Annotated in this window: 22 protein-coding genes; 12 read left to right on the plus strand and 10 right to left on the minus strand. The window is 66.9% G+C overall.

Translation table 11 applies throughout. The features are described 5' to 3' along the window. Nucleotides 1–415 precede the first annotated feature (415 nt). The gene (locus tag IE172_RS30780; RefSeq protein WP_190100606.1) at nt 416–877 is read right to left on the minus strand and encodes a hypothetical protein; all 462 of its coding nucleotides are present in this window, start codon (nt 875–877) and stop codon (nt 416–418) included. 460 nt (nt 878–1,337) lie between these two features. Between IE172_RS30780 and IE172_RS30785 the strand changes: the two genes are divergently transcribed. From IE172_RS30785 to IE172_RS30805, 5 genes are all read left to right on the plus strand, one after another. Further along, the gene (locus IE172_RS30785) at nt 1,338–2,600 is read left to right on the plus strand and encodes a replication-relaxation family protein (RefSeq protein ID WP_229886617.1); all 1,263 of its coding nucleotides are present in this window, start codon (nt 1,338–1,340) and stop codon (nt 2,598–2,600) included. Nucleotides 2,601–2,761: 161 nt separating this feature from the next. Continuing rightward, nucleotides 2,762–3,247, plus strand: a complete 486-nt coding sequence (locus tag IE172_RS30790; protein WP_190100607.1) for a hypothetical protein — start codon at nt 2,762–2,764, stop codon at nt 3,245–3,247. A 604-nt stretch (nt 3,248–3,851) separates the two neighbouring features. Then, nucleotides 3,852–4,787 (plus strand): hypothetical protein, encoded by a 936-nt coding sequence (locus IE172_RS30795; protein ID WP_190100608.1) that lies wholly within the window; start codon nt 3,852–3,854, stop codon nt 4,785–4,787. Between the two features lie 284 nt (nt 4,788–5,071). Further along, a complete protein-coding gene (locus IE172_RS30800) occupies nt 5,072–5,278 on the plus strand; it encodes a hypothetical protein (protein ID WP_190100609.1) in 207 nt (68 codons plus the stop codon). Nucleotides 5,279–5,376: 98 nt separating this feature from the next. After that, nucleotides 5,377–5,607, plus strand: coding sequence for a DUF6207 family protein (locus IE172_RS30805; protein ID WP_306432828.1), 231 nt, complete (start codon nt 5,377–5,379; stop codon nt 5,605–5,607). A 17-nt stretch (nt 5,608–5,624) separates the two neighbouring features. Here IE172_RS30805 and IE172_RS30810 read toward each other — a convergent pair whose 3' ends face one another. The 4 genes from IE172_RS30810 to IE172_RS30825 form a co-directional block, all read right to left on the minus strand. Next, nucleotides 5,625–6,293: an HNH endonuclease family protein gene (locus IE172_RS30810; RefSeq protein WP_229886619.1), complete on the minus strand. Its 669-nt coding sequence runs from the start codon at nt 6,291–6,293 to the stop codon at nt 5,625–5,627. Between the two features lie 370 nt (nt 6,294–6,663). Next, nucleotides 6,664–7,584, minus strand: coding sequence for a hypothetical protein (locus IE172_RS30815; RefSeq protein ID WP_190100612.1), 921 nt, complete (start codon nt 7,582–7,584; stop codon nt 6,664–6,666). Further along, nucleotides 7,581–8,138, minus strand: a complete 558-nt coding sequence (locus tag IE172_RS30820; protein ID WP_190100613.1) for an RNA polymerase sigma factor — start codon at nt 8,136–8,138, stop codon at nt 7,581–7,583. The genes IE172_RS30815 and IE172_RS30820 overlap by 4 nt, the downstream gene beginning before the upstream one ends. Before the next feature lie 657 nt (nt 8,139–8,795). Continuing rightward, entirely contained in the window at nt 8,796–9,173 is a 378-nt protein-coding gene (locus IE172_RS30825; protein WP_190100614.1) for a helix-turn-helix domain-containing protein, read from the minus strand. A 220-nt stretch (nt 9,174–9,393) separates the two neighbouring features. On the opposite strand from IE172_RS30825, the gene IE172_RS30830 reads away from it, so the two are divergent. Beyond that, complete coding sequence (locus tag IE172_RS30830) at nt 9,394–10,530, plus strand: hypothetical protein (RefSeq protein ID WP_190100615.1); 1,137 nt, start codon at nt 9,394–9,396, stop codon at nt 10,528–10,530. A 140-nt stretch (nt 10,531–10,670) separates the two neighbouring features. Here the strand turns inward: IE172_RS30830 and IE172_RS30835 are convergent, their stop codons facing one another. Continuing rightward, nucleotides 10,671–11,501, minus strand: a complete 831-nt coding sequence (locus IE172_RS30835) for a PIN domain-containing protein (protein WP_229886621.1) — start codon at nt 11,499–11,501, stop codon at nt 10,671–10,673. A 561-nt stretch (nt 11,502–12,062) separates the two neighbouring features. Between IE172_RS30835 and IE172_RS30840 the strand changes: the two genes are divergently transcribed. The 6 genes from IE172_RS30840 (at nt 12,063) to IE172_RS30865 (ending at nt 21,258) form a co-directional block, all read left to right on the plus strand. Next, nucleotides 12,063–12,788, plus strand: coding sequence for a hypothetical protein (locus tag IE172_RS30840; RefSeq protein ID WP_190100616.1), 726 nt, complete (start codon nt 12,063–12,065; stop codon nt 12,786–12,788). Nucleotides 12,789–13,048: 260 nt separating this feature from the next. Then, entirely contained in the window at nt 13,049–13,588 is a 540-nt protein-coding gene (locus tag IE172_RS30845) for a hypothetical protein (RefSeq protein ID WP_190100617.1), read from the plus strand. A gap of 50 nt (nt 13,589–13,638) precedes the next feature. Beyond that, nucleotides 13,639–14,547 (plus strand): hypothetical protein, encoded by a 909-nt coding sequence (locus IE172_RS34950; RefSeq protein WP_229886623.1) that lies wholly within the window; start codon nt 13,639–13,641, stop codon nt 14,545–14,547. A 384-nt stretch (nt 14,548–14,931) separates the two neighbouring features. After that, complete coding sequence (locus IE172_RS30855) at nt 14,932–16,899, plus strand: type I restriction-modification system subunit M (protein ID WP_190100618.1); 1,968 nt, start codon at nt 14,932–14,934, stop codon at nt 16,897–16,899. Then, nucleotides 16,896–18,110 (plus strand): restriction endonuclease subunit S, encoded by a 1,215-nt coding sequence (locus IE172_RS30860; protein ID WP_190100619.1) that lies wholly within the window; start codon nt 16,896–16,898, stop codon nt 18,108–18,110. The genes IE172_RS30855 and IE172_RS30860 overlap by 4 nt, the downstream gene beginning before the upstream one ends. A gap of 1 nt (nt 18,111) precedes the next feature. Continuing rightward, nucleotides 18,112–21,258, plus strand: coding sequence for a type I restriction endonuclease subunit R (locus tag IE172_RS30865; RefSeq protein WP_190100620.1), 3,147 nt, complete (start codon nt 18,112–18,114; stop codon nt 21,256–21,258). A 66-nt stretch (nt 21,259–21,324) separates the two neighbouring features. Here IE172_RS30865 and IE172_RS30870 read toward each other — a convergent pair whose 3' ends face one another. The 4 genes from IE172_RS30870 to IE172_RS30885 form a co-directional block, all read right to left on the minus strand. Continuing rightward, complete coding sequence (locus tag IE172_RS30870; protein ID WP_190100621.1) at nt 21,325–21,876, minus strand: hypothetical protein; 552 nt, start codon at nt 21,874–21,876, stop codon at nt 21,325–21,327. A 24-nt stretch (nt 21,877–21,900) separates the two neighbouring features. Next, complete coding sequence (locus IE172_RS30875) at nt 21,901–22,821, minus strand: hypothetical protein (protein ID WP_229886624.1); 921 nt, start codon at nt 22,819–22,821, stop codon at nt 21,901–21,903. 242 nt (nt 22,822–23,063) lie between these two features. Next, nucleotides 23,064–25,715: a DEAD/DEAH box helicase gene (locus IE172_RS30880; protein WP_190100622.1), complete on the minus strand. Its 2,652-nt coding sequence runs from the start codon at nt 25,713–25,715 to the stop codon at nt 23,064–23,066. A 51-nt stretch (nt 25,716–25,766) separates the two neighbouring features. Beyond that, nucleotides 25,767–26,300, minus strand: a complete 534-nt coding sequence (locus tag IE172_RS30885) for a hypothetical protein (RefSeq protein ID WP_229886626.1) — start codon at nt 26,298–26,300, stop codon at nt 25,767–25,769. Between the last annotated feature and the right edge of the window lie 442 nt (nt 26,301–26,742).

Genomic DNA, 26,742 nt, shown 5'->3' on the forward strand with positions numbered 1-26,742 from the left:
CTTCAGGTTGGCGGAGGCTCACTCTGGTGCGCACCGGATGACGATGGACGCCACCGTGGTGCGCACCGCGATGTCCGCCACCGCACCCGGTGCGCACCACCCGACGAGGCCCGGCACTTTCGCGTGCACCCGGTGCGCCGCACCCGATGTCCCGCACCGCATTGGTGCGCGCACAGACACCCCTTGACCGGGTGCGGCCGGGTGCGCGCGTGACCCCTTGTCCAGGTCTGTTACGTGGACGCGCACCCCCTTGACCACCTCTGCTACCTGGCCCATTTCTCCTTGACGCAGCGCTTTCCGGTCGCGGATCAGACCGTGGTCAAGGGGGTGCGTGATACAGGAGCCCGCCACCCGTGGCGCGCACCTGGTGCGGTGGCACCGACGGCGCGCACCACCGCACCGCGCGGCGGGCGCACTACACGGCAGTGAGGCGCACCGGGTGCGCACCGGTCGGTGCTGGACGCGCATCGAGGGCCTGGCCCACGCCGACGGCCTCCAGATGGCGCAGGGTGTCGGCGACGTCCTCGTGGTCCTCGGTGAGGAACTGTGCAGCGAAGTCGATGACCGCGCGGGCGATGCCCTCCGCCGCATCCGGCCCGGGCTGCGCCCAGATCCGCAGAGAGGCCACGAAGACGCGCCCGAGGGCCTCCAGGGCGAAGGCGTCCTCGCACGGCTCGCCCGCCCCCGGGCCGGGCAGCGCGGTGACCGGGACGACGATGCGTTCGGCGACGTCGACGAGCAGCCCGGGCATCCGCGGTTCGGCTCCGGCGAACTCGCGGGCGGCGTCGACGGCGTCGGCCTGGACGGCCCGGAGGTAGCTGAAGGCGCTGATGGCCGCGTGCGGAGTCATCGGGGTGAGCGGCGTGGTGTCGGGCATGTCGGCTCCTCAACGTACGGGCCGCCCCGCTGATCGCGGCGGCCTCGAACCCGATGCTCGGATCGCGTCCCTGTGGACAGCGTCCGGCTGTTGACGGGGGAGAACTCTCCTCCCCTCCCGCTGATCACGATGCGGTTACGACGGAGGGGCTTTCCAAGATCGGCGTCACACGAGAGCCGAGAACCGCACCTGTACGAGGTGAATGGCGGGACAGGCCCGCCCCACCTTCCAGGAGCACCCTGTGGCGAGCACCGCAGACGAGCCCGAGCAGACCCCGGACACGGCTCCGGAGACCCCCTCCGTGGACCCCTCCATCACCCCCTCCGCGCCCCGTCGCGAAGGGCCGATCGTTTCCGCTGGTCAAGCCCGGCGGACAGGGGGTCGCCGCAGGTCCGACAACCCTCATGCCCAAAGGCGTCCCCTGCACAGGAGGACTTCGACCGAGCCTCGACGCCGGGAGTTGCTGCAAGCGCTGGGGATCTTCCAGAGGGCTACGCCCGACCAGCTGTGGAAGCTGACGCGTCCTGACAACCGGCACGACAAGCTCACGCGGGACAACCTCCTGGATCTGGAGGACCACCGCCTGGTGAGGATCGAATCGGTCCAGGACGACCAGCGACAGGTATGGGTACTCACCGACCGAGGACACCACGAAGCGAAGCAGCTGCTGGAGCCGAAGAACATACGAGTCTCGGCGCTGCGCAAGGAGAAGTACGACCCGGTCACCGGGGAGCTGCTCGCGGGCAGCTACGACGACCACGCCGCGGCGGTCACCTCCACGGCCGCCGAACTCCACCGCGCCGGGATCGGGCACCGGCTCGGCTTCCAGACCGAGGTCGCCCACCGGCTCGGCAACGGCTACGTCCAGCGGGCGGACCTGGTGATGCGGGCGCCGGCGGCCGGGGTGCCGGTGCTGCTGCTGGAGATCGACCGCCGCACCGAGGACGCCGACGACCTGGTGCACAAGCTGCGCCGGTACTGGGAGTGGGGCCGGCTGCTGGCACCGGGCGCGGACAAGTACACCGCGGACCTGGTCCGCTCCCGGCCGGACGCGGTTGCGGGCATCGACCACGAGAAGCGGCTATGGCGCCGGGTCTACCCGCCGACCGGCCAGGAGGGCTTGGCGCCGGTGGCGTTCGTGTTCGCGGACACCACGGACACCAAGGTCGCCAACACGGTCGCAGTGCTGGAGGAGGCCGGCCGCCGCTACTGGGCGCCGCGCCGGTACGAGACCTACTACCGCGAGGCGATCACGGCCAAGGACTACAGCCAGGCCGTGCCGGTCGTCTTCACCACCCTGGAGCAGCTCCAGGAGCACGGCGCGGACGCGGCGGTGTGGCGACGTCTCGGCAGGATCGGCGAGCAGAAGCTGACCGCCGCGCTCGACAATCCTGACGGCGACGCCCTCTACCGCCGTCAGTACGCGCAGGCCGAAGCCGAGGAGAAACGGCAGCGCGCTACCGACCGTGAGGCGCGGCGCCCGGTGTGCAAGCGGTGCGGGCAGAGGTTCACCGACCAGCGCTGGGAGGAGACCACCATGCACAGTCAGGTACCGAAGGCCGGTGACCTGTCCGTATGCGGGACGTGCCGCGCCGACGACATCGCCCGCGAGAAGGCCGCAGCCGAAGCCGCCCGCCTCCAGACCACCACGCCACTGGAGCCGGAGCACGACCACGACCAGGAGTCGGGCAAGCTCCGCGGTCTGTTCCACCGGCGGACCTGACCGGGCAGGCCCGATGCGCGGCCGGGAGCTATCGGGCCGTACAGCGGGACGGACCACGAAGTCACCGCACCACCGGGCGGGACACCGTGGCCGGGACGACCGATCGCGCCCCGGCCACGGCGTAGACAGCTTTCCTGAGCGTCACCAACCGGAGGGAAGCCATGAGGCGCAGCAAGCAGGAGACCGCAGACGCAGAGCTCGGATTCGGCGACATGGGAGACATGTGGCATGCCCTGACGCGCCTTCGCGCGGCCCACCCAGAACCGGTCGGCAACCTCGTGCCGTTCGAGACGCCGGAGGCGCTGCTATCCGTCACCCATCCGTACGACACTCTCTTCACGGCGCGGGTGGAGATGTCCGGGGCAGAGACGATGGGCCACGTTCACGACCTCATCCACACCGTGACACGCGGCATCGCCATCGACACGCAGGACATCGACGATTCCGGCTTCGTGCTGGAGGTCCGAATCAGCAAGCGGCACGAACTGGCGCTGCACACCGGTCATGTCGACGGCCTCACCCGGCTCCTGCTCCACGCCCTTGGCACCATCGGTGCCTGCAGCACGCCCGGGGGCGGCCGGTGTTTCCACTGCGACGGGACCGGGCTCGCCCGACCCCTGTGGGAGCCGGCCGTCAGGCAAGCCTGAGCGGCTCGCAAGAAGAACGCCGCGCCCCGGGCCGCCCTTTTGGAGGGCGTGGGGCGCGGCGGGCGGGAGGAACCCCGGAGGCTTACGCCGGTGCGGGCGCCGGTCCCGGGCGCAGCGCCACGAGCGGAGAGCGCCGGCCTTTCTCCCCCGTGCGCAGCTGCTCCCAGTCGACTTCCGGGTGGGCGAGGATGACCGTGTCGACGGACGCCGTGGTGTAGGGGGCGACGTCGACGTACCCCGGCCCGGCTGGTGCCGAAGCGGACCTCGATCGACTGTGGGGAGCGGACCCATTCGAGCCGCACCATGTGGTCGAGGTCGGCACAGCGCACCCGGAGCCGGGCGGCGGCCTGCTCGGGTCCGAGCAGGGTGTCGGCGGCGACCAGGTCCGCCAGGCCCTCGCGGCGGTAGACCGGGGCCAGCCGCCCCTTGACCAGAGTGGGACGGGAGCATGTTCTGCCTTGACCGGGTTCGCTACCGAGCACGTTTCCCTTGGGCAGGGGCTTCACCAAGTAGCAGCGCTGGGATCTGGATACACGGAAACACTGGTGTCAGTGGTCCGCCCTAAGCTCATGAGTTCACCGCACTGAGCAAGGAGAGCGCGTCCATGGCCATTGACTTTGCTGCCCTGCATGAGCCGCTTGTGGAGTGGGTTCACGATCAGACGGCTGCGGATGCGTCCGAGTACGTGACGATCACCGCCTTCGGCGAACTGCACGGTCTCGACGAAGAGCAGTCCTTTCGGCTCTTGCTGACGTGCAAGGCCTGGGGACTGCTGAGCGACCACTACGCCACGATGGGTGATCCAGCAGCCAATCTGACACCCCGTGGACTGCAGTGGATACAGGAACGCCAACGCCGGCGCACTGACCCCAAAGCGCGCGCCGCAGCCGCGCGCACGGGCCTGCTGACCTGGCTGTGGAACCAGAAGAACGAAGGCGTGGGCTACCCCAACGTCGACGGCATCTTCCAATCTCCGCTCTCGCTCTTCGAAGGAGAGCGACTGACACCGGACGAAATCGACCGCGCCGGGGCCTACCTGATGCCCAAGGGACTGATCACAGGTATCAAGACCGCACAGAGCGAGGGGCCCGTACGGGCTGAGATCACTGCAGAAGGGCAGGACTGCGTGGAGCACTACGACGGTGACGTCAGCGCGTACGAGCGTCGGAACAGCAGCGGCAACACGACGTTCAACATCGGCGAGAACACGGGCAACATCGCCGCGAACAGCCGTGACTTCACCATGAACGCCACGACCAACAAGAACGGGATCGACCCCGCGGCGGTCGTCATGCTCGCCCGCGCCCTGCGTCAGGCCGCACCGGCGCTGGAACTGCCGGAGGATGAGGTCATCGAGATCACTCAGCTCGCTACGCGCCTCGAGAACGAGGCCGCCGACGGGTCCCCCGACCCCGGCAAGCTCCAGCGCTGGGGAAGCTCAATCGTCGACATCCTCAACTCGCCCGTGGTCAGCGGGGCGCTGGGCAGCGTGCTCGCCGCGTACACCGGGATAGTGCTTCCCGGACTGCCTCCCGCCTGACACCGCGCTCGGCATAACAGGCTGCGGCCGCACTGCCCGACGGCCGCAGCGTGCACCCCTATGCGGGATCCCACTCCAACCCGAGGCCTGCCAGCTGCTGGGTTTCTCCGCGGTGCGCTTCCCGCGCCTCGACCTGGACGGTGCAGATGCCGTTACGCGGGCCGCTGTGTCCCACCGCCTCCCGCCCTCCTCCACATTGACCCGCCGCATCCTGCCGCCCTCCTGCGAGTGTCCAGGCTGCTGGCCTGCTTCTGCTCCTGTCCCGACCGGGAGAGGCTGGCGGTATGAACTGTGACCCGGCCCAGCGCTATCACCTCACCCTGACCGCGGCCGGCCGTCGGACGATGCACGGCTGGTGGGGCAGTGAGACCATCGCGCGCGGCAAGTTCGTGAGCTGGGTCGGTGCCTACGGGGCGCTCCCGGATGCCCGCATCACGCTGGTCGACCAGGAGACGGGTGACGCGCTGGCCGTGTGGCCGGACGAGGTGTGACACGCGCGCGTCGCACACCCTTTCGCCTCCGGGGTCTCGCTCGGGTGAATCCGGTCCCGGGCGAGAACCCTGTCCGGGCTGGGCGCGTCGTGCCGGTCATGGAAGCGATCAATGATGTGCACGTGTCCGAGCCGGGTCTGGTCGTGGTCGACGTCGCCACCGCCGACGATGAGACCGCGTTCGCGTTCCACGCGGCTTTGGCCGCGCGGTGGGCGACGACGTCGGTGGAGCACACCACCAGGGATGCCGGCCAGGCGGGTGTGCGGCTGCGCTGCTACCTCGACATGCGTCAGCCCCTGGCCGGACCCGGCGGGATGGGCGGGCCCTGATGGTGCGCCGGAGGGGACTACCGGGCGAGGGTGATCTTGACGGGCTGGTTCGGGCAGCCCGTGGTGGCCTGGGTCAGGGTGTCGCGTTCGGCCTCGTCGACGGTGAGCTGCCAGCGCAGTTTGGTGGCGATCCAGTCGGTGAGGTACTGGCAGCGGTACGGCTCGTACGGGGGCAGCCACTCGGTCGGGTCCTGGTCGGCCTTGGAGCGGTTGGTTGCCGCGGTGACCGCGATCAGGGAGCGGTCGTCTCCGAGGTCGTTGGCGTAGGCCTCACGCTCGGCAGCTGTCCAGGTGGAGGCGCCGGAGTCCCAGGATTCGGCGAGCGGGACCAGGTGGTCGATGTCCAGGGCGCTGGGGGAGTTGACGTAGGTGTTGCTGTAGGCGCTGTACCACTGGCCGCCGCTCAGCTTGCAGCCTGTGACCTGCTCCGGCGCGATGACCGCTTCGGTCTTCAGCACCTCGTTGCGGGTGTTGCAGCCGTCCTTGTCGGCGTCGACCCAGTGCTTGAAGGCGCTGCGCTGGTAGCCGGCGCGGCTTTCCGCTGCGGTGGGCAGCGCGGTGATGGCGTCGGCCAGGGGCAGGGTCAGGGTGTCGCCCTTCTCGCCGAGTGGGTCGTCGGCGTGGGCGGGTGTGATGAGAGCGGCGACGGCAGCAGCGGCGGCCGCGACGGTGACGAGGGTGCGCACAGCGGGTCCTTCCGGAAGATCCGACGAGTCGTGATCTTCGTAGCGGGAGGACGCCCGCTCGACAGGCATATCCGCCTGGGGTTCACCCTGGAGCGTGGAAAGTCAGACCAGCGGCCCGGCTCCACCAGGACCGCCCGCACCGCCAGCTCGCGCTGCCCTGCCGTGAGCACCAGATGAGGTGGGGATACGCCGGGGGCGGGGGGCCACGGCCAGCTACTGGAGCTGTCGGTACGCCCTCCACGTTCCTCCCGGCCCGTAAGTACCGAGAGCTGCTCCTGGTGCGGTCTGCCTGACCTCCCGTGCAGGCTGAAGCCGGCTCTGCGGGCAGCCCTGCCGGGCGGGGATCGATCGAGTGGCACTGGAGCCCGGTTCACGCACACGTGAGGTTGTCGGGGATGTTGGTCATGCCGCGTTGGGTGATCACGTAGATTCCTGATCCCGGTGCCGATTCGACCGAGTCGAGCTTGAGCAGTTCGATATCTACGTAGGGCGGCCAGCTCGTGGTTGCCTCTGACCACCACAGCCCGTCCAGTTTGATCCCTGCCAGGTTCGCCTGACGCAAGTCTGCGCCGATGAAGTCGTCCAGGAGGCTCAGGAGAGCCTCGTAGTCCGGGTGGAGATTCTCGCTGAGACCAAGCCGGGCGACCACCTCTGCGGTCAGAGCTCGCAGCAGGTCCTGAGCCCGCGCGACGGCGCCTTCCAGAGCAAGGGCGTAGTGCGTGTCCCCGTGCTTCTCGACGTACTCGAGCACGCACAGCAGGTCCTGCGCACACAGGATGGCCTGAGAGGGAAGTGCCTCGGCATCGCAGTCGACAAGGAGCGCACGAGCGCAGTTGTCAGCCATCATCCGGTCGGTGTCGAACCGGTGATTCGGGCCCCGATCCTGCGACTCACGCAGGCTGCGGGCTTCCTCCTGCTGTGCCAGGCCTCGAGCACGTTCGAGAGAGCGGACCGCCGCCTGCGCCAAGTGCAAGGCGTGCGCGAGAGGAGAGGTCCGCACAGCCAGACGGGCCTCTACCGGCACCGCCTCGAACCACAGGCCGGAGCCTTGGCTTAGCTGTGTCGGAGCGGTTTCCCTCGGCAAGAATTCGGGCGAGTCAACGTTCCCCGCCAGAATGGCCGCCAGCCCTCCAGACAGATCCAGAACGCTGGCCAGACCGGATTCGAGCTGCGCCTGGTCCCTCTCCACCCAGATCTCGCTCAGGCCGGCCTTGAGATCAAGGAGGTCTGCGAGCCCCGTGTCGAACTCAGTGTTCTCCTTCGCCCACCACTGTTCGAATACGTCCGTCATCGGTCTTCACGCTCCTCACGCTGACGCAGGCGAGCAGCAAGCACGCGGCGAGCCTTGAGAAGGCTGGCACGTACGGTTTCAGGACTGATGCCCAGCTCCTCAGCGATCTCCGAAGGCGAATGGCCGTCATATTTCCAGGCCATGATCTGTCGCTGACGGGGAGGAAGATCGGCCAGCAACCGCAGAAGGTCCTGCTGCTGCTCCCATGCCGCAGCAGCATCCGGTGAGGAGAGAAGCGGCGAAGGCTCTGGAACCTCCTCGCAAAGGTCTGCCTCAGCTCGGCTGACATGCCGGACGAGTTCTCGGGAGGCGACCCGCCGCGCCCAGGCCTGCGGGTTGTCGATCTCCGCCCACTTCCGGAACGCTTTGATCATGGTCTCCTGGGCGATCTCCGCCGCTATCGCCAGGCGCGCTCCCTGCCGGATGAGGAAGCCGACCAGTGTGGGCGTGAACTCCTGATAGAAGGCCTCGAACTGTTCGGTGGAAGGGAAGGCAGAAGCGCTTCGGGCTGGTTGTGCCGTGCCCGTGGCTTCCCGAGGTTCACGATCGCTCATGCTCGCTGCTCCCGTTCACGACCAGACGCAGACGGGTTCCATCCCCGCACTGTCCGTCGAACCGCCCTCCCCGCGGGAGGGCCTGAGCGATACCAACGAGGTAGGCACCCCGCGCCTGCTCTTGCCGCACGCGCCAGCGAAGGCGAAGCCACAAGGCCAACGGGCCGGTCACAAGGCCCGCACACAGGCCCAGAGTTGAGAAGTCCATACTAGGTAGAGGGCTTTGAACCGGTGAGCGTGAACTGCTCCCACAGATTGCACGACGACACCAGCCTTCCTCTCACACCGGACGTGACGAAGAGCCAGCGTCCCCCAGCGGTCAGCCAGGTCAGGCCAGGGCGGCCCTCGCGCTGGCAGACCTCCGCGACCTGCCCAGGGTGATGCGGCATCCCGTCGGGTTTCGCGCTCAGCTCGGCCAGCAGGCCGCGGTCGATGAACCGGCACGAAGGGAAAACACCCGCCCAGGCCCCGCTACGAGCGTCGCCCGAGTCGACGCGGTCAGGGCGGCCACGGGCACTGACCACTGTCCCGTGACAGCGAACGTGATCTTGTTTCAATGAAGTTTGATCTGGAGTCCTGGGAGTGGCCGTAGTCTGTTCCGCGTCGAGGAACGGGTGGTCATCCGCCACACGCCATGGCCTCCCTTCCGGCGGCCGTTCAGCTGGACTCCGGCCACTTCCTCAAGGCACGCAGAAGAACGATCACAGCCTCCTGCGCAGCAGGGTCGTTCCCCACCAGGCCGACGAGGTGGTCCCGTCGCGTAAGTGGACGCGGCGTGGGCATTGGCTCCTCGACACCGGGGATCAGGCCGGCCGCGGCAAGGACGTGCGTGGTCTTGCAGCCAAGCGCGCGGGCAAGGTCGCCGCAGGTCTTGATGTCAGGATCGGCGCCGCCTCGGAGCAGTCGGGAAAGAGTGGCGGCCTTGAGACCGGCAGCGCGTGCGAAGCGTGTTTGCTCACCACGCTGGTTGAGGTCGTAGCCGCGCTGGGATATCTGCTGTGTGAGCCAAGCGGCGAAACTCTGTTCGGGGTTCACGGTCGGAAAGTACCAGGTTCCGCTCTAGCGTGGAACGCTAGAGAGTTCATTGGACCGAGGTGGGAACGTTGTCCCCAGAGTTAAGCGCCGGGTTCGCTCGGTTGTAGCGGAGGTCGATGTACTTCACGGCGCCGCGGCAGGCGGTTCCAGTGCGGCCCGACGGTCCTTCCTTCACCGGTACCGACGGATCGGGTGGGCAGTCTGGTGTACATATGCCGGTATGCCCAGCAGCCTGTTCGAGCGCGTTCGCAAGGTCTCCGACGAGGTCACCGACCCGCGCTTCCGTATCCTCCGTGACCATCACATCCACCAGGCCACCCGGCGGTTGATGGACGAAACCTTCGCCACGTTTCATGGCGCCGACCGCAGCTTCATCCGCGAGTTCCAGACCGGCGGCTTCTCTCCTCGTGTCCTCGAGCTGGCCCTGTTCGCGGCGCTCCATGAGCAGGGGCACACCCTCGAACACACTGGCGGTGCACCGGACTTCCTTATCGGCGGGCCTAATGCGGTGGCCATTGAAGCCACCACCAGCAACCCTGCTCAAGGAACGTCGCCCGCAGCCGACGTTGAGCAGCTGCCACAGAAGCAGCACCCCCTCGTTCCGGCAGACCTGGACGATGCCGAAGCCGAGTTCGTGCTCCAGTCCGCCAAGGCGCTGCGCCGCAAGCTCGAGAAACGGTCCGCCCAAGGACACGCCTACTGGCAAGCACCCCACGTGCAGGATCGCCCATTCGTGATCGCTCTGGAATCGTTCCACCACCTCAGCGCGCTGTTCCACACGGTCGCCCCGCTGTCCAACTACCTGTACGGGCGCCGCGATGTGGCCACGCGCGACGACCATGGCGCCCTCGTTCTGACCAGCGAGAAGATCACGGAACATCGGCGCGGCGACACCAGCATCCCCAGCGGCCTGTTCGCTCAGCCTGAAGCCGCACATCTGTCGGCCGTCATTTTCTCCAACAGCGCCACGGTCGCGAAGTTCCACCGCATAGGCACCGAGCGGGGCTACGGCCCGCAGGACGTCGCCCTGCTGCGTTACGGAAGCCTGCCCGACCCAGACCCCAACGCGGACCGTCCCCTCGAGCACGCCTATGTCGTGGGGGACTACGGCCCCGAAGAACGGGAGACCTTCAGCGAGGGCTTCCACATCCTGCACAACCCGTGGGCACACATACCGATCGCAGACGGCGTCTTCCCCGGCTTCACCGAACACCGTCTGCGGGACGACGGGCTGGTCCTGACGACCACCAGCCGACTCGACTACTTCACCTCACACACCCTCGTCTTTCACGCGCCAGACGCCCGAACCCGGGCGCGTGACTACGCGGAGCGCTACCAGACCGCTGCCACCGGCTGAAGCAGTGCCGGTCACCTGGCGAAAGCCTTGCCGACCGGAAAGATCCCCTGGACTTGGTCGATGTCTGACACAAGGGCGCGGGCGCCCGGAAGACGACTCCGGGCACCCGTAGCTGTACGAGTACGCGGTCCGTTCACCAGCTACTTCTTCTCAGGCTCCGGTCCCGGCTCCTTCCGCAGCTTCGTGCACGGCATGCCAGCCATTTTCGCCCGCAGGGCCATCCCGGTGTCGTACGTCACCAGCTTGACCGGGCCGGCCGCCACCGCTTTCAACGCCAGGGCCCGGTCGACGATCTCGTCATCCTCGTCCGGCAGCCGCACATGTCCCGGGGGATCGGGCAAAACCTCGATCTCTACAAACCCCAGCTTGGCCTCTGCGTCCAGAAGCCGGTCCAGCACCGCCAGCCCCAACCTCGCCCGCCACCGGACATGCGCCGACGTCCTGGCCTCCTTCAGGCGATCCAGCTCGTCCACCACCGTCATAGGAACCGCGACCCGAACACCCCCAGCCTGACCAGCGAGCGCCGAGAAGTCAGCATCCTCCAGCTTCTCCTCATGCTCGATGAAGAAGCTGGTGTCGAGAACCAGCGTCGAAACCGACTCCCGCCACCTGCGGATCGTGTCCAGCGTTGACTCGATCGCCCGATCCAGAGCGGCCAGCCGCTGCCGGACCTCCTGGTCGATCAGCTGGTTCGAGACTTTCGGAGCCAGACGGCCGCCCACATGTCCAGCACCGCTCAGCAGAGCCCAGTAGACCGGGGTGAAGAACAGCGCCTCCACATCCTTCGCCCGCACCTGCCCCTCGAGCAGCCGCGAATGCTCTGTCGCCCACGTCAGATACGAAAGCAGATACCCCTCTGGGGTGTCGTAGTTGTTCAAGTTCGAGGCCTCGGTGTGGGCAGTCCGCAGAAGCTGGAGAACAAGTTCCAGCCTGGCACCGGGTACCGGAGTGACGATCATTTCGCGGATCATGCCAGGGCACGCCACCTCTCGTCCGGGATTTCCGAATGCCTGGACGTCGCACTCACCCAGGCCGTGTGACCACCCTCCGCACCCGGCGCGACCACGGGCCCGGGTGCGGAGGGCTGCACCCGCAGGAGGCTTACGCGGGCGCCGGTGCCGGGCGCAGCGATGCGAGCGGTGAGCGCCGGCCTTTCTCCACCGCGCGTAGCTGCTCCCAGTCGACTTCCGGGTGGGCGGGGACGACTGCGTCGACGGACGCCGTGGTGTAGAGGGCGACGTCGACGTACCCCGGCCCGGCTGGTGCCGAAGCGGACCTCGATCGACTGCGGGGAGCGGACCCAACCGAGCCGCACGGCGCACCCGGAGCCGGGCTGCGGCCCGCCGAGAATTCCGGGGCGACCAGAAGTGCCGCCTCGCTACACTCTGCACATGTCGGAAAAGCGGCGCCCTGAGGGGACATTGGGGCTGGAACCGTGGAGCAAAGGCTCACGCATATGCGGCCTGTGCGGTGAGTACCGGAAGATGACCAGGGCCCATGTGCCGCCCCGAGCCGCCGGGAACACGGGCGACGTGACCAGCGCGACGGTTCGTGTGTACAACAACGAGCGCACCACCGGCCGGCCCAAGGCCGGAGGAATGTGGCTACGGGGGCTTTGCCAGGACTGCAACAACCTTGCTGGCAAGAACTACGACACCGCCTACGGCGACTTCGCCGCACGGCTTACCAACTACTTCGGCGCGCGCACGCATCTGCTCCTGCCGGCACCCGAACCTGCCCCGCCCGTCTCTGTGGCGCCGGGACGGGTCGCACGGTCGGTACTGATCGGGATGTTCGCCACCACGCCGCACCTGCGCAAGATGTTCCCCGGTCTGGCACACGACCTTCAGGCCCGGCGCCCACATATCACCATGCCCGACGGCGCAACGCTGCGGATGGCGCTGTACCCCTCGCGCAGCACGCGCCTTGCGAGCATGTCCTACGGCATGAGGGTCATCGCCCACCGGCAGCACTACAACGTCTTCTCCGAGATCTACTTCCGCCCGCTGGCCTGGACGCTGAGTCCCAATGACGACCGCCTCGACGGCGCTGGGTTGGGGGAGTCAGTCCTCAGCGCGTGGCCCGTCGTGAACCAATGGCTGCAGTACGGAGACGATGTCACCGCACTCGATCTGCGAGATGTGTGTCGCCGTGGCATCCCCACAGTCGGGCACCCTCTGCGCGAGGGACGCGGCGAGTGGATGGAGGCCTTTCAGAACGACACCGCAGCCTTCCTCGAAGGGAAAATCCCTGCCTGACGCCGAGGCAGACCGCGCGCGTACGGTGCCGCCCGCTCTGCGTGGAGGACCGCTCGTTCGGGGGACAAGCGGCTTGGCGCACTCGGTTGCGCGTACACCCCGAGCTGGCACGTCACCAGTCTTGCAGCACAAAGATCGCGCCAGCCTCGCCTAAGTTTCAGCGTCATGGATCAGCGAGGGCGATACTCGATCTGCCGCATGCCCGCACGCGATCACGGCACGGGCGGGGAGCGGCCACGCTGGAGAACGAGGGGGAGCCAGTGTCCGCGACGGAACGCGAACTGCACGAGCAGCACCGGACCATGACCACGGACCTGGCCGCCCGGCACGGCCGCGTCAAGGCATTCGACCCCGATAACGCGGAGTTCGACGGCCAGTACACCGCGCTGGTGGAGCGCGCGGAGGAACTGCTGGCGTTCGAACAGCAGTTGCCAGCCAGGCTGGCGGAGCCACAGCGGCTGCGGAGTGCAAGCATCGTGCGTTGGACGTGGCGGGCCCAGACCGCCTTGGCCGCGGCGCTCATCATCGCCGCGCTCGCCCTTGGCCACACCGGGTGGTGGCTCGTGCTTCTCATACCTCACCTGCTGGCGACGCTGATGGGCTGGTCGATCACGGTGACCGCCCAGCGTCACCGGCAGCAGCGCACCCTCGCACTCGCGCTCCAGGCCCAGGGTGTCCTGGTCATCCTCGTGGTCCTCGGGCTGCTCTCCCCCTGGTGGGTCATTGCCGTTGTTCTCGGCTGGCTCGGCATCGGGGCGTTCTCGCAAGACGGGCCCGCAGGCCAGGGGGTGAAGAAGTGATGGAGGACCTGGATCGTCGGCTTCGGGACACCGACCGTCGCCTACATGACGTGGACAGCCGTCTCGACGATCTCGAGACCGACCATCAGAGCCTGAGCCGGAAGTTCGGCTACACCGAAGACCTTGACTACGAACTGCACCGGATCCGAGGCGACGTCTCCGAGTGCGACGACAGAATTGACAAGACCGAAGAGGAACTCGGCGACCGCATCGCAGACACAGAGCAGGCCCTCAAGCGCCTCACGCAGCACGTGCGGCTGCTCGACGGCCAGATCAAGGTGGCCCACGGCGTGCCTGCGGCGGACCTGGACACCTTCACCGTGGACCAGCGTGCCCTCGCCCGCACCATGGAACGGGGCTGGATCGCCCGGAGCTTGCTCCTTGGCGACCACGACCGCGTTACCCACCAGGTGCGGGTGCGGCATCACCGGGACACCGCGGCCAAGCACCGGGCGGCACTCGCCGCGGTCGTCGAGGCCGTCGGTGGTTTCACCGCCAGCCGTTACGGCACCACCGACCACTCCCAGGCCGCGGATCGGCTCCGAACGGCCATCGCCGACGAAAAGAGACTGCGCCAGGACCTCACCCGGCAGGCACCCGGTGCCGAAGAGTCTGCGAACGCCCTGACCAACGATGCCTCGACCCGCACCGACAAGCAGCCGGTGATAGCGGCCGGCGACCGGGCTGACAAACGCCTCACGATGGCCCTGCGCAGCCGCTTGGCCGACGCCATCAGCAGCCGCTCCCTCCTGCCCGCGTGGTTCGTCACCGTCCTCGGAGCAGCACCGCCCGCCCGGGCTACGGAACAGTGGCTGGAGACCGCTACCCGCCTCTTGCTGTACCGCCTCACCTACGACATCACCGACCCGGTCGTCGCCCTCGGCCCCAAGCCGTCAGACACCGACCGGCACCGCCGCAGCTGGCACGACGAGCTACGCAAAGACCTGCGCCGCTGGTAAACGGCTCTCTCCACACGCCAAAGGCCATCATGTTGGCATCAGCCGATGAGGTTGCGGAGCCCTGGCACACCCGACCGGGGCAACTCCACGTTGTGGGAGGACCAGACCTTGCGGCACGGTGCCCAGACCGCGACTGTGCCTCGCTCAGCTTCGACAGCGACGTCGGCCCTTGCGACTGGAGAGCTTGCGGATTGCCCTTGTTCCACGTCTACCGCCACCGTGGGGCGGAACCGGACACTGACCTGCAGATCCTTACGACACCACAAGGGGCAACCTCAATAAGAACCGGCCCACCGCGTACAACCAACGGCCACCCGACCAAACGTGTCGGGGGCCTCTGCCATGCTTACCCGACACCACCAGTAGTCAGAGAGCAGGACCGAATTGAGCACCCTGGGTAACTTCGTCTGGTCGATCGCCGACCAGTTGCGGGGCGTCTACCGGCCGCACCAATACGGCGGCGTCATCCTCCCGTTCACGATCCTGCGACGCCTGGACTGCCTCCTCGAACCCACCCGCGACGAAGTCCGCGCCCTGGCCGAGAAGTTCGACGGTGGTGCCCTGGACGTGCAGGTCAAGCGCAAGACCGGCCTGACCTTCTACAACACCTCGCAGTACGACTTCGCCCGACTGCTAGAGGACCCCGAAGGCCTGCGCGCCAACCTGATCGACTACATCTCGCACTTTTCCGGCAGCATCGACGTCTTCGAGCGCTTCGGCTTCGAGACCGAGATCAACCGGCTCGACGAGAAGAACCGGCTGTACTTGATCGTCTCCAGGTTCGCCGGGGTCGACCTGCACCCCGACGCCGTCCCCAACGCGGCGATGGGCGACCTGTACGAGCACCTGATCTACAAGTTCGCGGAAGCCTCCAACGAGGAGGCCGGCGAGCACTACACCCCGCGCGACGCGATCCGCCTCATGGTCGACCTGCTGTTCGCAGAGGAAAACGAAGCCCTGCTGGAGCCGGGCACCATCCGCACGATCTACGACCCCACCGCCGGCACGGGCGGCATGCTCTCGGTGGCCGAGGAACGCCTGCTGGAGCGCAACAAGCATGCGCGCCTGCGCCTGTACGGGCAGGAGATCAACGACCAGTCCTACGCCATCTGCAAGTCCGACATGATCGGCAAGGGCCAGGACGTCGGCAACATCCGCCTCGGCGACACCCTGGCCGACGACCAGTTCTTCGACAAGACCTTCGACTTCTGCATGTCCAACCCGCCCTACGGAGTGGACTGGAAGGCCTCGGAAGCAGAGGTCAAGAAGGAGCGCACGAAGGACGGTCCGAACGGCCGCTTCGGCCCCGGCCTGCCACCGGTCTCGGACGGCCAGATGCTCTTCCTGACGCACTTGGCCCACAAGATGCGCCCCGCGCACGAGGGCGGCGGGCGCGCGGGCATCGTCCTGAACGGCTCCCCGCTGTTCACCGGCGCCGCGGAGTCCGGCCCTTCGGAGATCCGCCGCTGGCTGCTGGAGAGCGACCTGGTGGACGCGATCATCGCATTGCCCACCGACATGTTCTTCAACACCGGCATCTCCACCTACATCTGGATCCTGGGCAACGCCAAGCCGAGCGAACGGCGCGGCAAGGTCCAGCTGATCGACGCCACCAGCATGTGGACCAAGATGCGCAAGGGCATGGGCTCCAAGCGCAAGGAGATCGATGCAGCCGCCCGCGAGCGGATCGTGAAGCTGTACGACGCCTTCACCGAGACCGAGCACTCCAAGATCCTGAAGAACTCCGACTTCGGGTACTGGACGATCACCGTCGAGCGCCCCCTGCGCCTGAACTTCTCGGCATCCCGCGCAGCCGGCCTAGACGACAAGGTGCTGGCCAAGACGTTCGGCAAGGACACCGACCCGGCACCGTTCCTGGCCGTGCTGGCAGGCATGGGCGAGCAGACCTACCTGAGCCAGGACACGTTCATCGAGACCGTCCGCGAAGAGTTCGTCGCGTCCGGACTGAAGCTGACCCCCGCCCAGTACCGCCACCTGTCCATCGCCCTTGGCAAACCCGACGAATCTGCCGAGGGCGTCACGGATGCCAAGGGCAACCCCGTGCCGGACGTTCCCAAGCGCGACACGGAAAACGTCCCGTTTACCTACGGCGGCAACACACTCGGAGACGCCGGCCGGAACGAGACGATCAAGGCGTACTTCGAGGCCGAAGTGGCCCCGCACGTGCCGGATGCATGGATCGACACGAAGAAAACCAAGGTCGGCTACGAAATCCCGTTCACCCGGATCTTCTACACCTATACTCCGCCGCGCCCCCTGGCCGAGATCGATAAGGATCTGGAGGCGCAGACGGCCAAGATCATGGGGCTGCTGCGGGAGGTCGAGAAGTGACAGCGACGCAGGGCATCCGCCTCAAATACCTTTATTCGCCTTCAGGAGAGGCCAATCATCCGGACGAGGAAGTCCTCTCGGTCTACCGTGACCATGGAGTGATCCCCAAGTCATCTCGATCCGACAACTTCAACAAGACCCCTGAGAACGTTGAGCGCTACCTGCTCGTCCGGCCTGGTGACCTGGTGGTCAACAGGATGAAGGCTTGGCAGGGATCCCTCGGAGTGTCCGAATATCGAGGAATCGTCAGTGGGGATTACGAGGTGCTCCGCCCTACCTCCGACTCAGTTTCGGGGCGGTACATGCACTACGCCCTCCGATCACGCCACATGGTCGGGGAGTACAGGGTGCGCTCGACGGGAATCAGGCCCTCCCAGTGGCGGCTGTACTGGGACCAGATGGGCGACATCCGTATCCCCCTGCCGCTCTTGGAGAGGCAGCAGCGGCTCGCCGACTACCTCGACTGTGAGATCGAGCAGATCGACACGCTGATCAAGGAGCAGCAGCGGCTCGTTGAGATGCTGCGCGAGCGGCGTGTCGCCGTGAGCACGACAATACTTGACTCCGTTGCGCCTCTCACCAACGGGCAGCGGCTGAAGCACGTCGTCACTGGAGTGACGCAAGGGTGGAGTCCGCAGTGCTACCCATGGCCCGCCGACGGCGTGGAGGCCTGGGCGATCCTGAAGACTGGTGCCGCTAACGGAGGGGTGTTCCGGCCGCACGAGAACAAGGAGCTTCCCGAGGACCAGGAACCCAGACCGGACCGCGTCGTGCAGAGAGGCCATCTGGTGGTCTCGCGCGCAAACACCCGTGACCTGGTGGGAAGTGCAGCGGTCGTTGAAGGCGATTTTCCTCGTTTGATACTTTCCGACAAGTTGTATGCCTTCGACCTCGACAAAACGAAGGCAGACCCTGTCTATGTGGCGACCGTTCTGGGAACGCCTCGCCTTAGAGGTCTGATCGGGCTTGAAGCAACCGGCGCATCTCCCTCGATGCAAAACATCAGCCAGGACGACATCCTCAACCTCCCGATTGATCTTCCTGCACTGGATGTTCAGCATCAGATTGTCTCTCGCGTTCGTGAGCAGATTGCTCGGATCGACACCCTGATCACCGAGTCCGAGCGCCTGATCGAACTGTCCCAGGAGCGACGCGCCGCTCTCATCACTGCGGCCGTGACCGGCCAGATCGACGTCCGGCAGGAGGTGTGAGTTGGCCCCGTACAACGAGGTGGAGTTCGAGAAGGAGCTGTGCGAGTACCTGGCCGCACACGGCTGGCTGTACTCCGAGAACGACACTGGTTACGACCGTGAGCGGGCTCTCTTCTCGGAGGATCTCTTCGGCTGGCTGCAGGACACGCAGCCGGACGAGCTGGCCAAGGTCGTCAAGCCGGACGCCGCGGACGCCGCCAAGCAGCGCGGGCAGGTGCTGGACCGACTGGTGAAGTTCTTGGCGATCGACGTAGAGAACGGTGGCGGCACGCTCAACGTGCTGCGTCACGGGTTCAGACACCTGTCGGCGAAGTTCCGCATGTGCCAGTTCAAGCCCGAGTCCACCCTGAACGCGAAGACCGTCGCCGACTACGCCAAGGTCCGGCTGCGCGTGATGAGGCAGGTGCATTTCTCCACCGCCGATCAGCGCAATCTGGATCTGGTGTTCTTCGTCAACGGCCTGCCGGTGGCCACGGCTGAGCTGAAGACGGACTTCACTCAGACCGTTGAGGACGCCAAGCGGCAGTATCGGACCAGCCGGCAGCCGAAGGACCCGGGCAGCAAGCACGTGCAGCCGCTGTTGGCCTCTGGGCGCGGCGCGCTGGTGCACTTCGCGGTGTCCAACGACGAGGTCTGGATGACCACAAAGCTGGCAGGTGAGGAGACGTTCTTCCTGCCGTTCAACCGGGGCACCGAGGAGGGCGGGGCGGGTAACCCGCTCAACCCGAACGGTTCGCCGTCGTCCTACCTGTGGGAGCGGGTGCTGCAGCGGGACGCGTGGCTGAACATCTTCGGCCGGTTCATATATATCAAGCATGAGCGGCACACCGATCCGATCTCCGGCAGGACGACACGGTCGGCGACGCTGCGCTTCCCGCGCTTCCACCAGTGGGAGGCGGTCACCCAGGTGACCGACGCGGTCATCGAGGAGGGCGCCGGGCGCCGGTATCTGATCCAGCACTCGGCCGGCTCGGGCAAGACCGACTCGATCTCCTGGCTGGCCCACCGCCTGGCCCGTCTGCAGGTGGACAACACCAAGGTGTTCGACTCGGTCATCGTGGTCACCGACCGCACGGTGCTGGACGGGCAACTGCAGGACGCGATCAAGCAGATCGACAACGATCAAGGCATCGTGGAGGCCATCGATCGCAGACAGGCCGTCCGCGAAGGCTCCTCCAAGTCGGGGATGCTGGCCAAGGCCCTGGCTGATGGCAAGCTGATCATCGTCGTGACCATCCAGACCTTCCCTCACGCGATGGCCGAGATCCGTCAGGCCAAGGGCTTGAAGGGCAAGAAGTTCGCCGTCATCGCCGACGAGGCGCACTCCTCGCAGTCCGGGCAGGTCGCCGCCAAGCTCAAGGCCGTGCTGACCTCCGAGGAGCTCAAGGCGATCGAGGAGGGCGGCGAGGTCGACGTCGAGTCGATCCTGGCCGCCGAGGCCTCCGAGCGGGCGACCAGTAAGAACATCTCCTACTTCGCGTTCACCGCCACGCCCAAGGACAAGACGCTGGAGCTGTTCGGCCGGGTGCCCGACGGCAAGGACGTACCTCCGCAGGCGTTCCACGTCTACTCGATGAAGCAGGCCGTCGAGGAGGGCTTCATCCTGGACGTCCTACAGGGCTACCACTCGTTCAAGCTGGCCTTCCAGGTCGGCCAGAACGCCGCCGCCGGCGACCCGGAGGTCGACCAGAGCGAGGCCACCAAGCAGGTCATGCGATGGGTGAAACTCAACCCGCAGACCATCGCGCAGAAGGCCGCAATCATCGTCGAGCACTTCCGCTCCAACGTCGCGCACCTGCTGGACGGACACGCCAAGGCCATGGTCGTGGCCGACTCCCGCAAGGGCGCCGTGCGCTTCAAACTGGACATCGACGACTACATAGCCAAGAAGGGCCTGGGCTACGGCACCCTGGTGGCCTTCTCCGGAAAGGTCGAGGACACCGAGTCCGGGCCGGAGGACTTCACCGAAGCCTCGATGAATCCGCGCATACACGACCTGCGTACCGCGTTCAAGGGCGACGAGTACAAGGTCATGATCGTCGCCAACAAGTTCCAGACCGGCTTCGACCAGCCGTTGCTGTGTGCCATGTACGTCGACCGGGTGCTGTCGGGTGTCACCGCGGTGCAGACGCTCTCGCGCCTGAACCGTACCTACGTCACCCCCTCAGGGATCCAGAAGACTTCGGGGATGACGCAGGTCGTGGACTTCACGAATGACCCGGGCAAGATCCAGGAGGCGTTCGAGCCGTACTACACCGACGCGCATCTGGAGCAGTCCACCGACCCGAACCTGGTGCACGACCTGTCCGCCAAGCTGGACACCTTCGGCATCTACACGCTGGCCGAGATCGATCAGTGCGCCGAGGCGTTCGTGAAGAACAAGGGCAACAACGCCCTGACGGCCGCGGTGAACCCGGGCAAGCAGCGCTTCCAGGACCGGTACACCGCTGCTCTTGCCGCGAACGGCGGCAAGGGAGACAAGGCCGCCCTGGACGAGCTCGACATGTTCCGCAAGGACGTTGGCACGTTCGTGCGCCTGTACGACTTCATGAGCCAGATCGTCGACTACGGCGATGCGGATCTGGAGAAGCGCAGTATCTACTTGCGGCTGCTGGCCCGCCGGATCAAGCCCGACAACTTCACCGCCCCGATCGACCTGTCCGACGTCGTGCTGCAGAACGTCAAGCAGATAGACAAGGGCAAGACCGACATCGTCCTGGGCGAGAAGGACATTGCGCTCAAGGGCGTGACGGGCGTGGGGTCGGCGGGCAAGAAGGACCCGAAGATGGTCGCGTTCCAGGCCGTCCTGGACCGGCTCAACGACCTGTTCGGCAATGAGGACTTCACCCCCGCCCAGAAGGTGTCCTTCCTCGAGGCGCTGCTGGGCACCCTGCTGGATGACGAGGACCTCGTGCAGCAGACCAAGGTCAACAGCCCGACCCAGTTCGCTGAGTCCCCGGATTTCGACGACGCCGTTATGGGCGCGGTCGCGGACAACCAGGGCGCGCACAACAAGATGAGCGACTACTTCTTCACCAGCACTCCGGGCCGGGCGCAGCTGATCGCCGAAATTGCCAAGTGGTTCTACACCGTTGCCGTCGATCAGACGGAGAAGGCTAGTGGGACCGCGGAGCCGCCCCGGCGGTGATGCGAGTAGCCGGGCGCTCCACGGAGCGTCCGGCTGTCTGGTGATCCAGCAGGTGCGAGATCTTCTTCACGATGTGTTCTGGTGTCGGCGCAACCAGTCAGGGTCCCGCACTGGTGTGGTTACTGGGTCAGGCTCAGCTGAATCCGCGTCTGATACCTGCATCATCCTGTCGAACAGCCAGATGAGGCGGAAGAAGCGTAGTGCTGCGAAGGTCATGGCGAACTCGAAGATGAACCGTGCGGATATGGGGTCTTTGTCCCTGTCGAGCGCGAGTGCGCTCAGCAGCAGGGTGCATACCAGCGCGGTGCCGCACAGCAAGCTGCGCCAGCTTCGCCGGAGGCCGATCTGATGGTGGCGGCGGACAGCGCGTAGGCGTTCACCGTTTGCCGCGGTGTAGATGGAGATCGCGATGGCACTCAGTCCGCCGATTGCTGACACCACACCAGCAGCGGCGGCGTACAAATCAGTTCGCTGCGATGAGTCGATCCATGACAGCCAGTCTCCTGACCCGGTCGTGCGGATCACCAGAACATGCGCGCAGAGTACGAGCGCTGCTACGAGGTAGTCGATCCGAAGATGTTCTGCCCACCGATCCGCGATGGTGTCGCGTACCTCCACAGGTCCCCCTCGTCTATGCCCAGGTCACGAACCCCCGGCATCCACTGCGAGTCGCAAAGCGTCCTCATGCTCGGCCGCTGCTCCCAGGATGGCATCCACCGCTGACATGATCCGGATTGACCGGCCTTCTCCGTCTATGGCCGGTACGCGCTTTTTAGCCGTAATGCTGTGTTCTACTAGTTCGACGAGTCGAGTCTGCTCCGGCCCGCCCGGCTCGGAGAAGACCAGTCGGGCCCGGGCTCGCTCGGCACCTGTGACCACGTCGGAGATCTCCTCCAGGTCAGCCAGGAGATGTTCGCGGTGTTCCTTGAGTTCCTTCTTCTTAGGCACAGATATGATCATGGTCACGCTGATCTCTCCGTACGATTCCCCGGCTACGCGGAGTGTCCGGGCCAGCCCACCGCGACGCTCACTCAGAGCACCGATCTTGTTGGCCATGATCTTCACTTCTACCCGGCTCGCGCCAGAGGCGCTCTTGAGTTTCTCCACCTCTGCATGCGTCACCACAGGGCGGATCTGTAGTTCCCTGCCAGGGAAGATCTGGATCCCGTTAAGCCATGTCTCCAGCGCCTTGTGCGACGGCGCCGACACACCTCCTTGCATGATCCCTACAACGTTGCCGAAGGGCAGGAAGCAGATCACCGACGTGTCCAGGTAGCCCTCATGCGCAGATTGTTCCAACTCGCGCAAAGTTCCCGTATCGAAGTTCATGACAGACAACCACTCGCCGGCGTCCTTCACACGATGCAGAAGGAGATGGTCCTGCATGTCGTAGGTGGCGATAGTACCTACCAACTGCGAATCCGCTTCGAAAGTTCGGGCTGCGACGGGTGCCTGTGAGAGATCCGAGAGGGTGCCGTCCCAGTCCATCAACTCGGGGATTCGTCGGGCTTCACCGTCCTTGAGGACGACCACCTCGTAGAAGCCAACCGTGCGTTCCTTCATGTGGCCCAGAGTTGCCAAGGCGCCCCCTCACTCGTGCAGACAGCAGAAGCCATGCGCATACGTCCGACCCCCAGTCGGTCACGGTCTGCTGAACAGATCGTAGACCTGTTCAGTGGGCCGAAAGAGTGCGAACCAGCGAAGAGGAAGCCTCGCTGCTCGATGGAGGTGTGTCACCGTCCCTACGGAGCCGCGCGGGCATGAACAGCGCTGGATCGTTTATCGGTGCTACCCGCCGTCACCGGCTACGCCCACTCCACGCCCAACTCCCGCAGCGCGCTCAGCTGCTCCGTCGTGAGCTTGTCCCGCCTGGTCTTGGTGTTGGAGACCCACACGCCCAGCTTCACGGCCACCGGCTCGGCTTCGCCGTCGACTGTGATCTGTTCGCTGTGGCCCCGTGGCACCGGCCGCTGGCCTTCCCGTTCGACCCACTGCGCGAAGGCCGTCAGGCCCCGCTGGAACGCCGCCTGTGCCTTGCTGGATCCCTTCGCCGCACGCTTGGCCGCCGGGGCGTCAGGCGACGCCTGGGCGGGCTGCACACCCAGCGCGGTCAGCCGTTCCTGCTGCTCGCTCGACAACTGCTTCCAGGTGCCCGGCTGCTTTTGCCGCTGAAGCCACTTGCCCAGGTCGTCGCCCTCGAACAGCACACCCGGCTCGATGGCCGGCAGGACGCCGTCGGCGTCGACCAGGTCCGCGAGCACCCGGTAGTGGCGCTGCCAGTCCAGCGGCCACGGGCAGTTCCACTCCGGGTCGATCGCGGCCAGCTGCTGCGCGCGCACGGCGGCCCGCTCCGCGTCCTTCCCGAGACCGCCCTCGCGCCGCAGGTTCGCCAGATGCTGCCCGATGGGCACCATCGCCTCCCCCTCACCCCACACGGCGTCCTGGCGGGGGGCGAGGTGCCCGGTGGCCCGCCGGTAGGAGCGGAAGACGGCGAGCTTGGCCTCCCACGCTTCCTCGCCCGGCTCCCACACCATCCCGGCCTCCGGCAAGTCGAGCAGCTCCTTGCGCCGCTCCTCCAGCTCCCCGGCCCGCAGCGCCTTCCTCTGCTGGTGGACCCATCGGCCAAGCGGGAAATCCTCCGTGACCCCCACTTCCACCTCGACGTCATAGGGCACGGCGTAAAGGCCGGCGATCTCGTTCTCCGCCCGCCACCGCAGCAGCGCCTGGTAGCCCTCCAGCCACACCAGCGACTCCGGTCGGTACACCCGCGTACGCAGGAACGCCGCGATGGTCGCCGCGTCCCGGGGGGAGGAGAAGTGCAGCAGGGCCGACTCGGCAGCGGCCTGCGTGTCGTCCTGCTCCTGGTCCTCGCCGCCGGCCCCGACGATCCGCCCGTCCTCGTCCCGCCGGACGTGCATGGTGCGCTGTCCGCTGGTGAGGGCGCGGGAGGCGAGCTGCTCCACGAGTCGTTCATCGTGACAGCGCAGGCCCTGGAGTACGGCGACCAGGGGGCGGAACGAGGCGGAGGCGACCATGTCGGTGGGGTCCTCGCCGGGCTGAAGGAAGACCGGCACGATAATCCTGGCCACCTTCGTGGAGCCGTCCCGATTGAGCCGGAGCGCGCGGCCGATGTTCTGCACGATCTCCACCTGGGAGCCGCGGGTGTCCGCGAAGCAGATCGAGTCGACTCCCCGCTCGCCGGTGATGTCCACGCCTTCCCCGAGCACGCGAACGCTGGCGAGGAACGCCCGGTGCACCCGGCGTCCGGCCGCGTCGATGCCGTTGGCGAACTGGCGGATCTTCTCGCGCCGTTCGGCGACGGTGTGGTCGCCGCACAGCCACGCCGACCAGACGCGGTCCGGCGGGACGTGGCGGCCGGCCTCGAGTTCGTAGAACTCCGCGTCGATGGATGACCTCGGGAGCTTGTCGGCGGCGGCCAGGTCGTCGTCGGTGGCGTCGCCTGCGTACAGCTCGGCAGCGGTCTCCGGGAGCTTGTCCGCGAACGCGGCGGCCTCCTCCACCTTCTGGTGGAACGTCATGACGGTCTTCAGGTTCCACTTCGCCGCGTGCTCCAGGAGCGCGGTCTGCAACAGCGCCAGGCGCCGGCCGCGCCGCGCCTCCTCCGACTCCCCGATCACTGGCGAGGGGTCGCGGATCTCGAGGACATCGATCTCGAACCCGGCGAGGATCTCACGCTCGATCGCCTCCGAGAGTCCGAGCTCGGCGAGCCACGCGCCGTACGTGCCCTCCGGGTCGTCGGCCATGGTCGCGATCTCCGCCTCCTGGCCGTCCGTGCCCTTCTGCGGCCGCGGCGCGGCGAGGATGCGCGGGGTCGCGGTCAGATACAGCCGGAAGTCGGCGGGGATCCGCTGGTTGTCGTGGATCGCCGCCCACGGCCTACCAAGATCACCTGCCGTACCGTGGGCTTCGTCCACGATGGCGAGCGAAAAACCGTCCATCCGCTGCCCATAGAGGCGCTCCCCGCCCGCCAGGGCGGCCTCCAGCGGCCCGCGCACCTTCCCCCGGCCCAAGGGGTCCTCTGGGTCCTCGCGGTCCACGAGAGAGGCGTACGTGGCGAACACGACCACCGGCCCGCTCCTGGCCCACAACGCGAGCTGGATCGCGTTGGTGGTGGTGCGCACCCCCAGCCGTTCCAGGACCTCGTCCTTCTCCAGCGAGCACACCGCGACCATTGGAGAGCGGTGGCCCACCAGGCGCCACGCCTCGGCGGTCTGTGCGAGCAGGTCCAGGGTCGGCACGGTCACCAGGATCCGCCTGCCCGGGAAACAGTCCAGCGCGCACGCGGCGGCGGTGATCGTCTTGCCCGACCCGGTCGCGGACACGATGGTGCCCCGCGCCCCCTCCGACGGTACGGATGATCTTGCAGGGAATCCCACCCACTTACGGAAAGCCGCTTTCTGGGCTACCTGGTGTTCCCGAAGCTGCATACCCAGCATTTTCCCGCTCCTCCTCCGCCTGCTTTTCTTCTTTTCCGCTCGCTTCAAAAATCACAGGGATGGTGTGAAGGGCGGGACGGACACCGTGCCGTCCTCGCCCACCACGATCCGCTCGGCGAGCTGGGCCAGGACCTCACAGGGGCGCAGCCCCGTCCGGCCGGATACCGCTCGGATCAGCCGGCCGGACGCGGCGGACAGCCGGACCTCCGTCCGCAGTTCATCCGCTTCCTCCCGCCGCCGTTCCCTGAAGGCGGCCTGTGCTGCCAGAGCACCGGCAAGCCGTTCCTCCCGCTCGCGGGCCCACACTGAGCCCTGAGCGTCCTGTTCCGGCTCGTACGCGCTCCAGCCGGCCGCAGTCATCAGGTCCCTGACGCGCCGCCATTCAGCGTGTTTGGCCAGCCAGACGGCAGCCAACCGCTCCCGGTCCATCTCGAACGCGTAGAAGGAACCGTTTCCCCTCAACTGCTCCGCAGGTTCCCGTGCACGGACAGCGGCCTCCGCGACCTTTTCCGCGACGGCGGCGACGTCCAGGCCCTTCGCCTGACGCCGGACCTGATCCCGCGCCACGTCCTGAGCACTCCACATGCGTTGTCCCTTTTCCGAAAGGCGCGGGCACCCGGGCCCGCATCGGGTGGTTGGGGGTGTCCCGTGCTTCCGCCAACACTACATGTGCATCAGGCTTGAGGAAGCCACCACGTTGGAACCCGACACGAATGAGCGACCGTCACCCTCCCCCTTGTTGCTGCTCGGGCCGCAGGCCCGTTGGCCGTCCCGCTTAGCGGGGCCGGCGGTTGGGGCGCGCAGCGCCTCATGGTGGCTGGAGCGCAGCGGAGGCCACGGGCGGGGACGCAGTCCCCGCAGCTCCGGGAGCGCAGCGGACGGAGCGTCACCGGTCTTGCGCAGCAAGACCGGTGGGCGAGGGCCGCAGGCCCTCGCTGGCGCTCACGCGGAGCGGGAGCGCAACCCCCGCGCGCAGCGCGGGGGTTCGCTTGCCCATCGCGCAGCGATGGGGTACCCGCTCCGCGGG

Source organism: Streptomyces griseoflavus (assembly GCF_014649995.1).
In the GTDB taxonomy this organism is placed as follows: domain Bacteria; phylum Actinomycetota; class Actinomycetes; order Streptomycetales; family Streptomycetaceae; genus Streptomyces; species Streptomyces griseoflavus.

Excerpts from the sequence above, each read along its gene's own strand:
- IE172_RS30830 (WP_190100615.1), top strand. The coding sequence starts at position 9,394 with ATGCCCAGCAGCCTGTTCGAGCGCGTTCGCAAGGTCTCCGACGAGGTC.
- IE172_RS30790 (WP_190100607.1), top strand. The coding sequence starts at position 2,762 with ATGAGGCGCAGCAAGCAGGAGACCGCAGACGCAGAGCTCGGATTCGGC.
- IE172_RS30795 (WP_190100608.1), top strand. The coding sequence starts at position 3,852 with ATGGCCATTGACTTTGCTGCCCTGCATGAGCCGCTTGTGGAGTGGGTT.
- IE172_RS30815 (WP_190100612.1), bottom strand. The coding sequence starts at position 7,584 with ATGACGGACGTATTCGAACAGTGGTGGGCGAAGGAGAACACTGAGTTC.
- IE172_RS30880 (WP_190100622.1), bottom strand. The coding sequence starts at position 25,715 with ATGCTGGGTATGCAGCTTCGGGAACACCAGGTAGCCCAGAAAGCGGCT.
- IE172_RS30835 (WP_229886621.1), bottom strand. The coding sequence starts at position 11,501 with ATGATCCGCGAAATGATCGTCACTCCGGTACCCGGTGCCAGGCTGGAA.
- IE172_RS30820 (WP_190100613.1), bottom strand. The coding sequence starts at position 8,138 with ATGAGCGATCGTGAACCTCGGGAAGCCACGGGCACGGCACAACCAGCC.
- IE172_RS30800 (WP_190100609.1), top strand. The coding sequence starts at position 5,072 with ATGAACTGTGACCCGGCCCAGCGCTATCACCTCACCCTGACCGCGGCC.
- IE172_RS30780 (WP_190100606.1), bottom strand. The coding sequence starts at position 877 with ATGCCCGACACCACGCCGCTCACCCCGATGACTCCGCACGCGGCCATC.
- IE172_RS30885 (WP_229886626.1), bottom strand. The coding sequence starts at position 26,300 with ATGTGGAGTGCTCAGGACGTGGCGCGGGATCAGGTCCGGCGTCAGGCG.
- IE172_RS30875 (WP_229886624.1), bottom strand. The coding sequence starts at position 22,821 with ATGAAGGAACGCACGGTTGGCTTCTACGAGGTGGTCGTCCTCAAGGAC.
- IE172_RS30805 (WP_306432828.1), top strand. The coding sequence starts at position 5,377 with ATGGAAGCGATCAATGATGTGCACGTGTCCGAGCCGGGTCTGGTCGTG.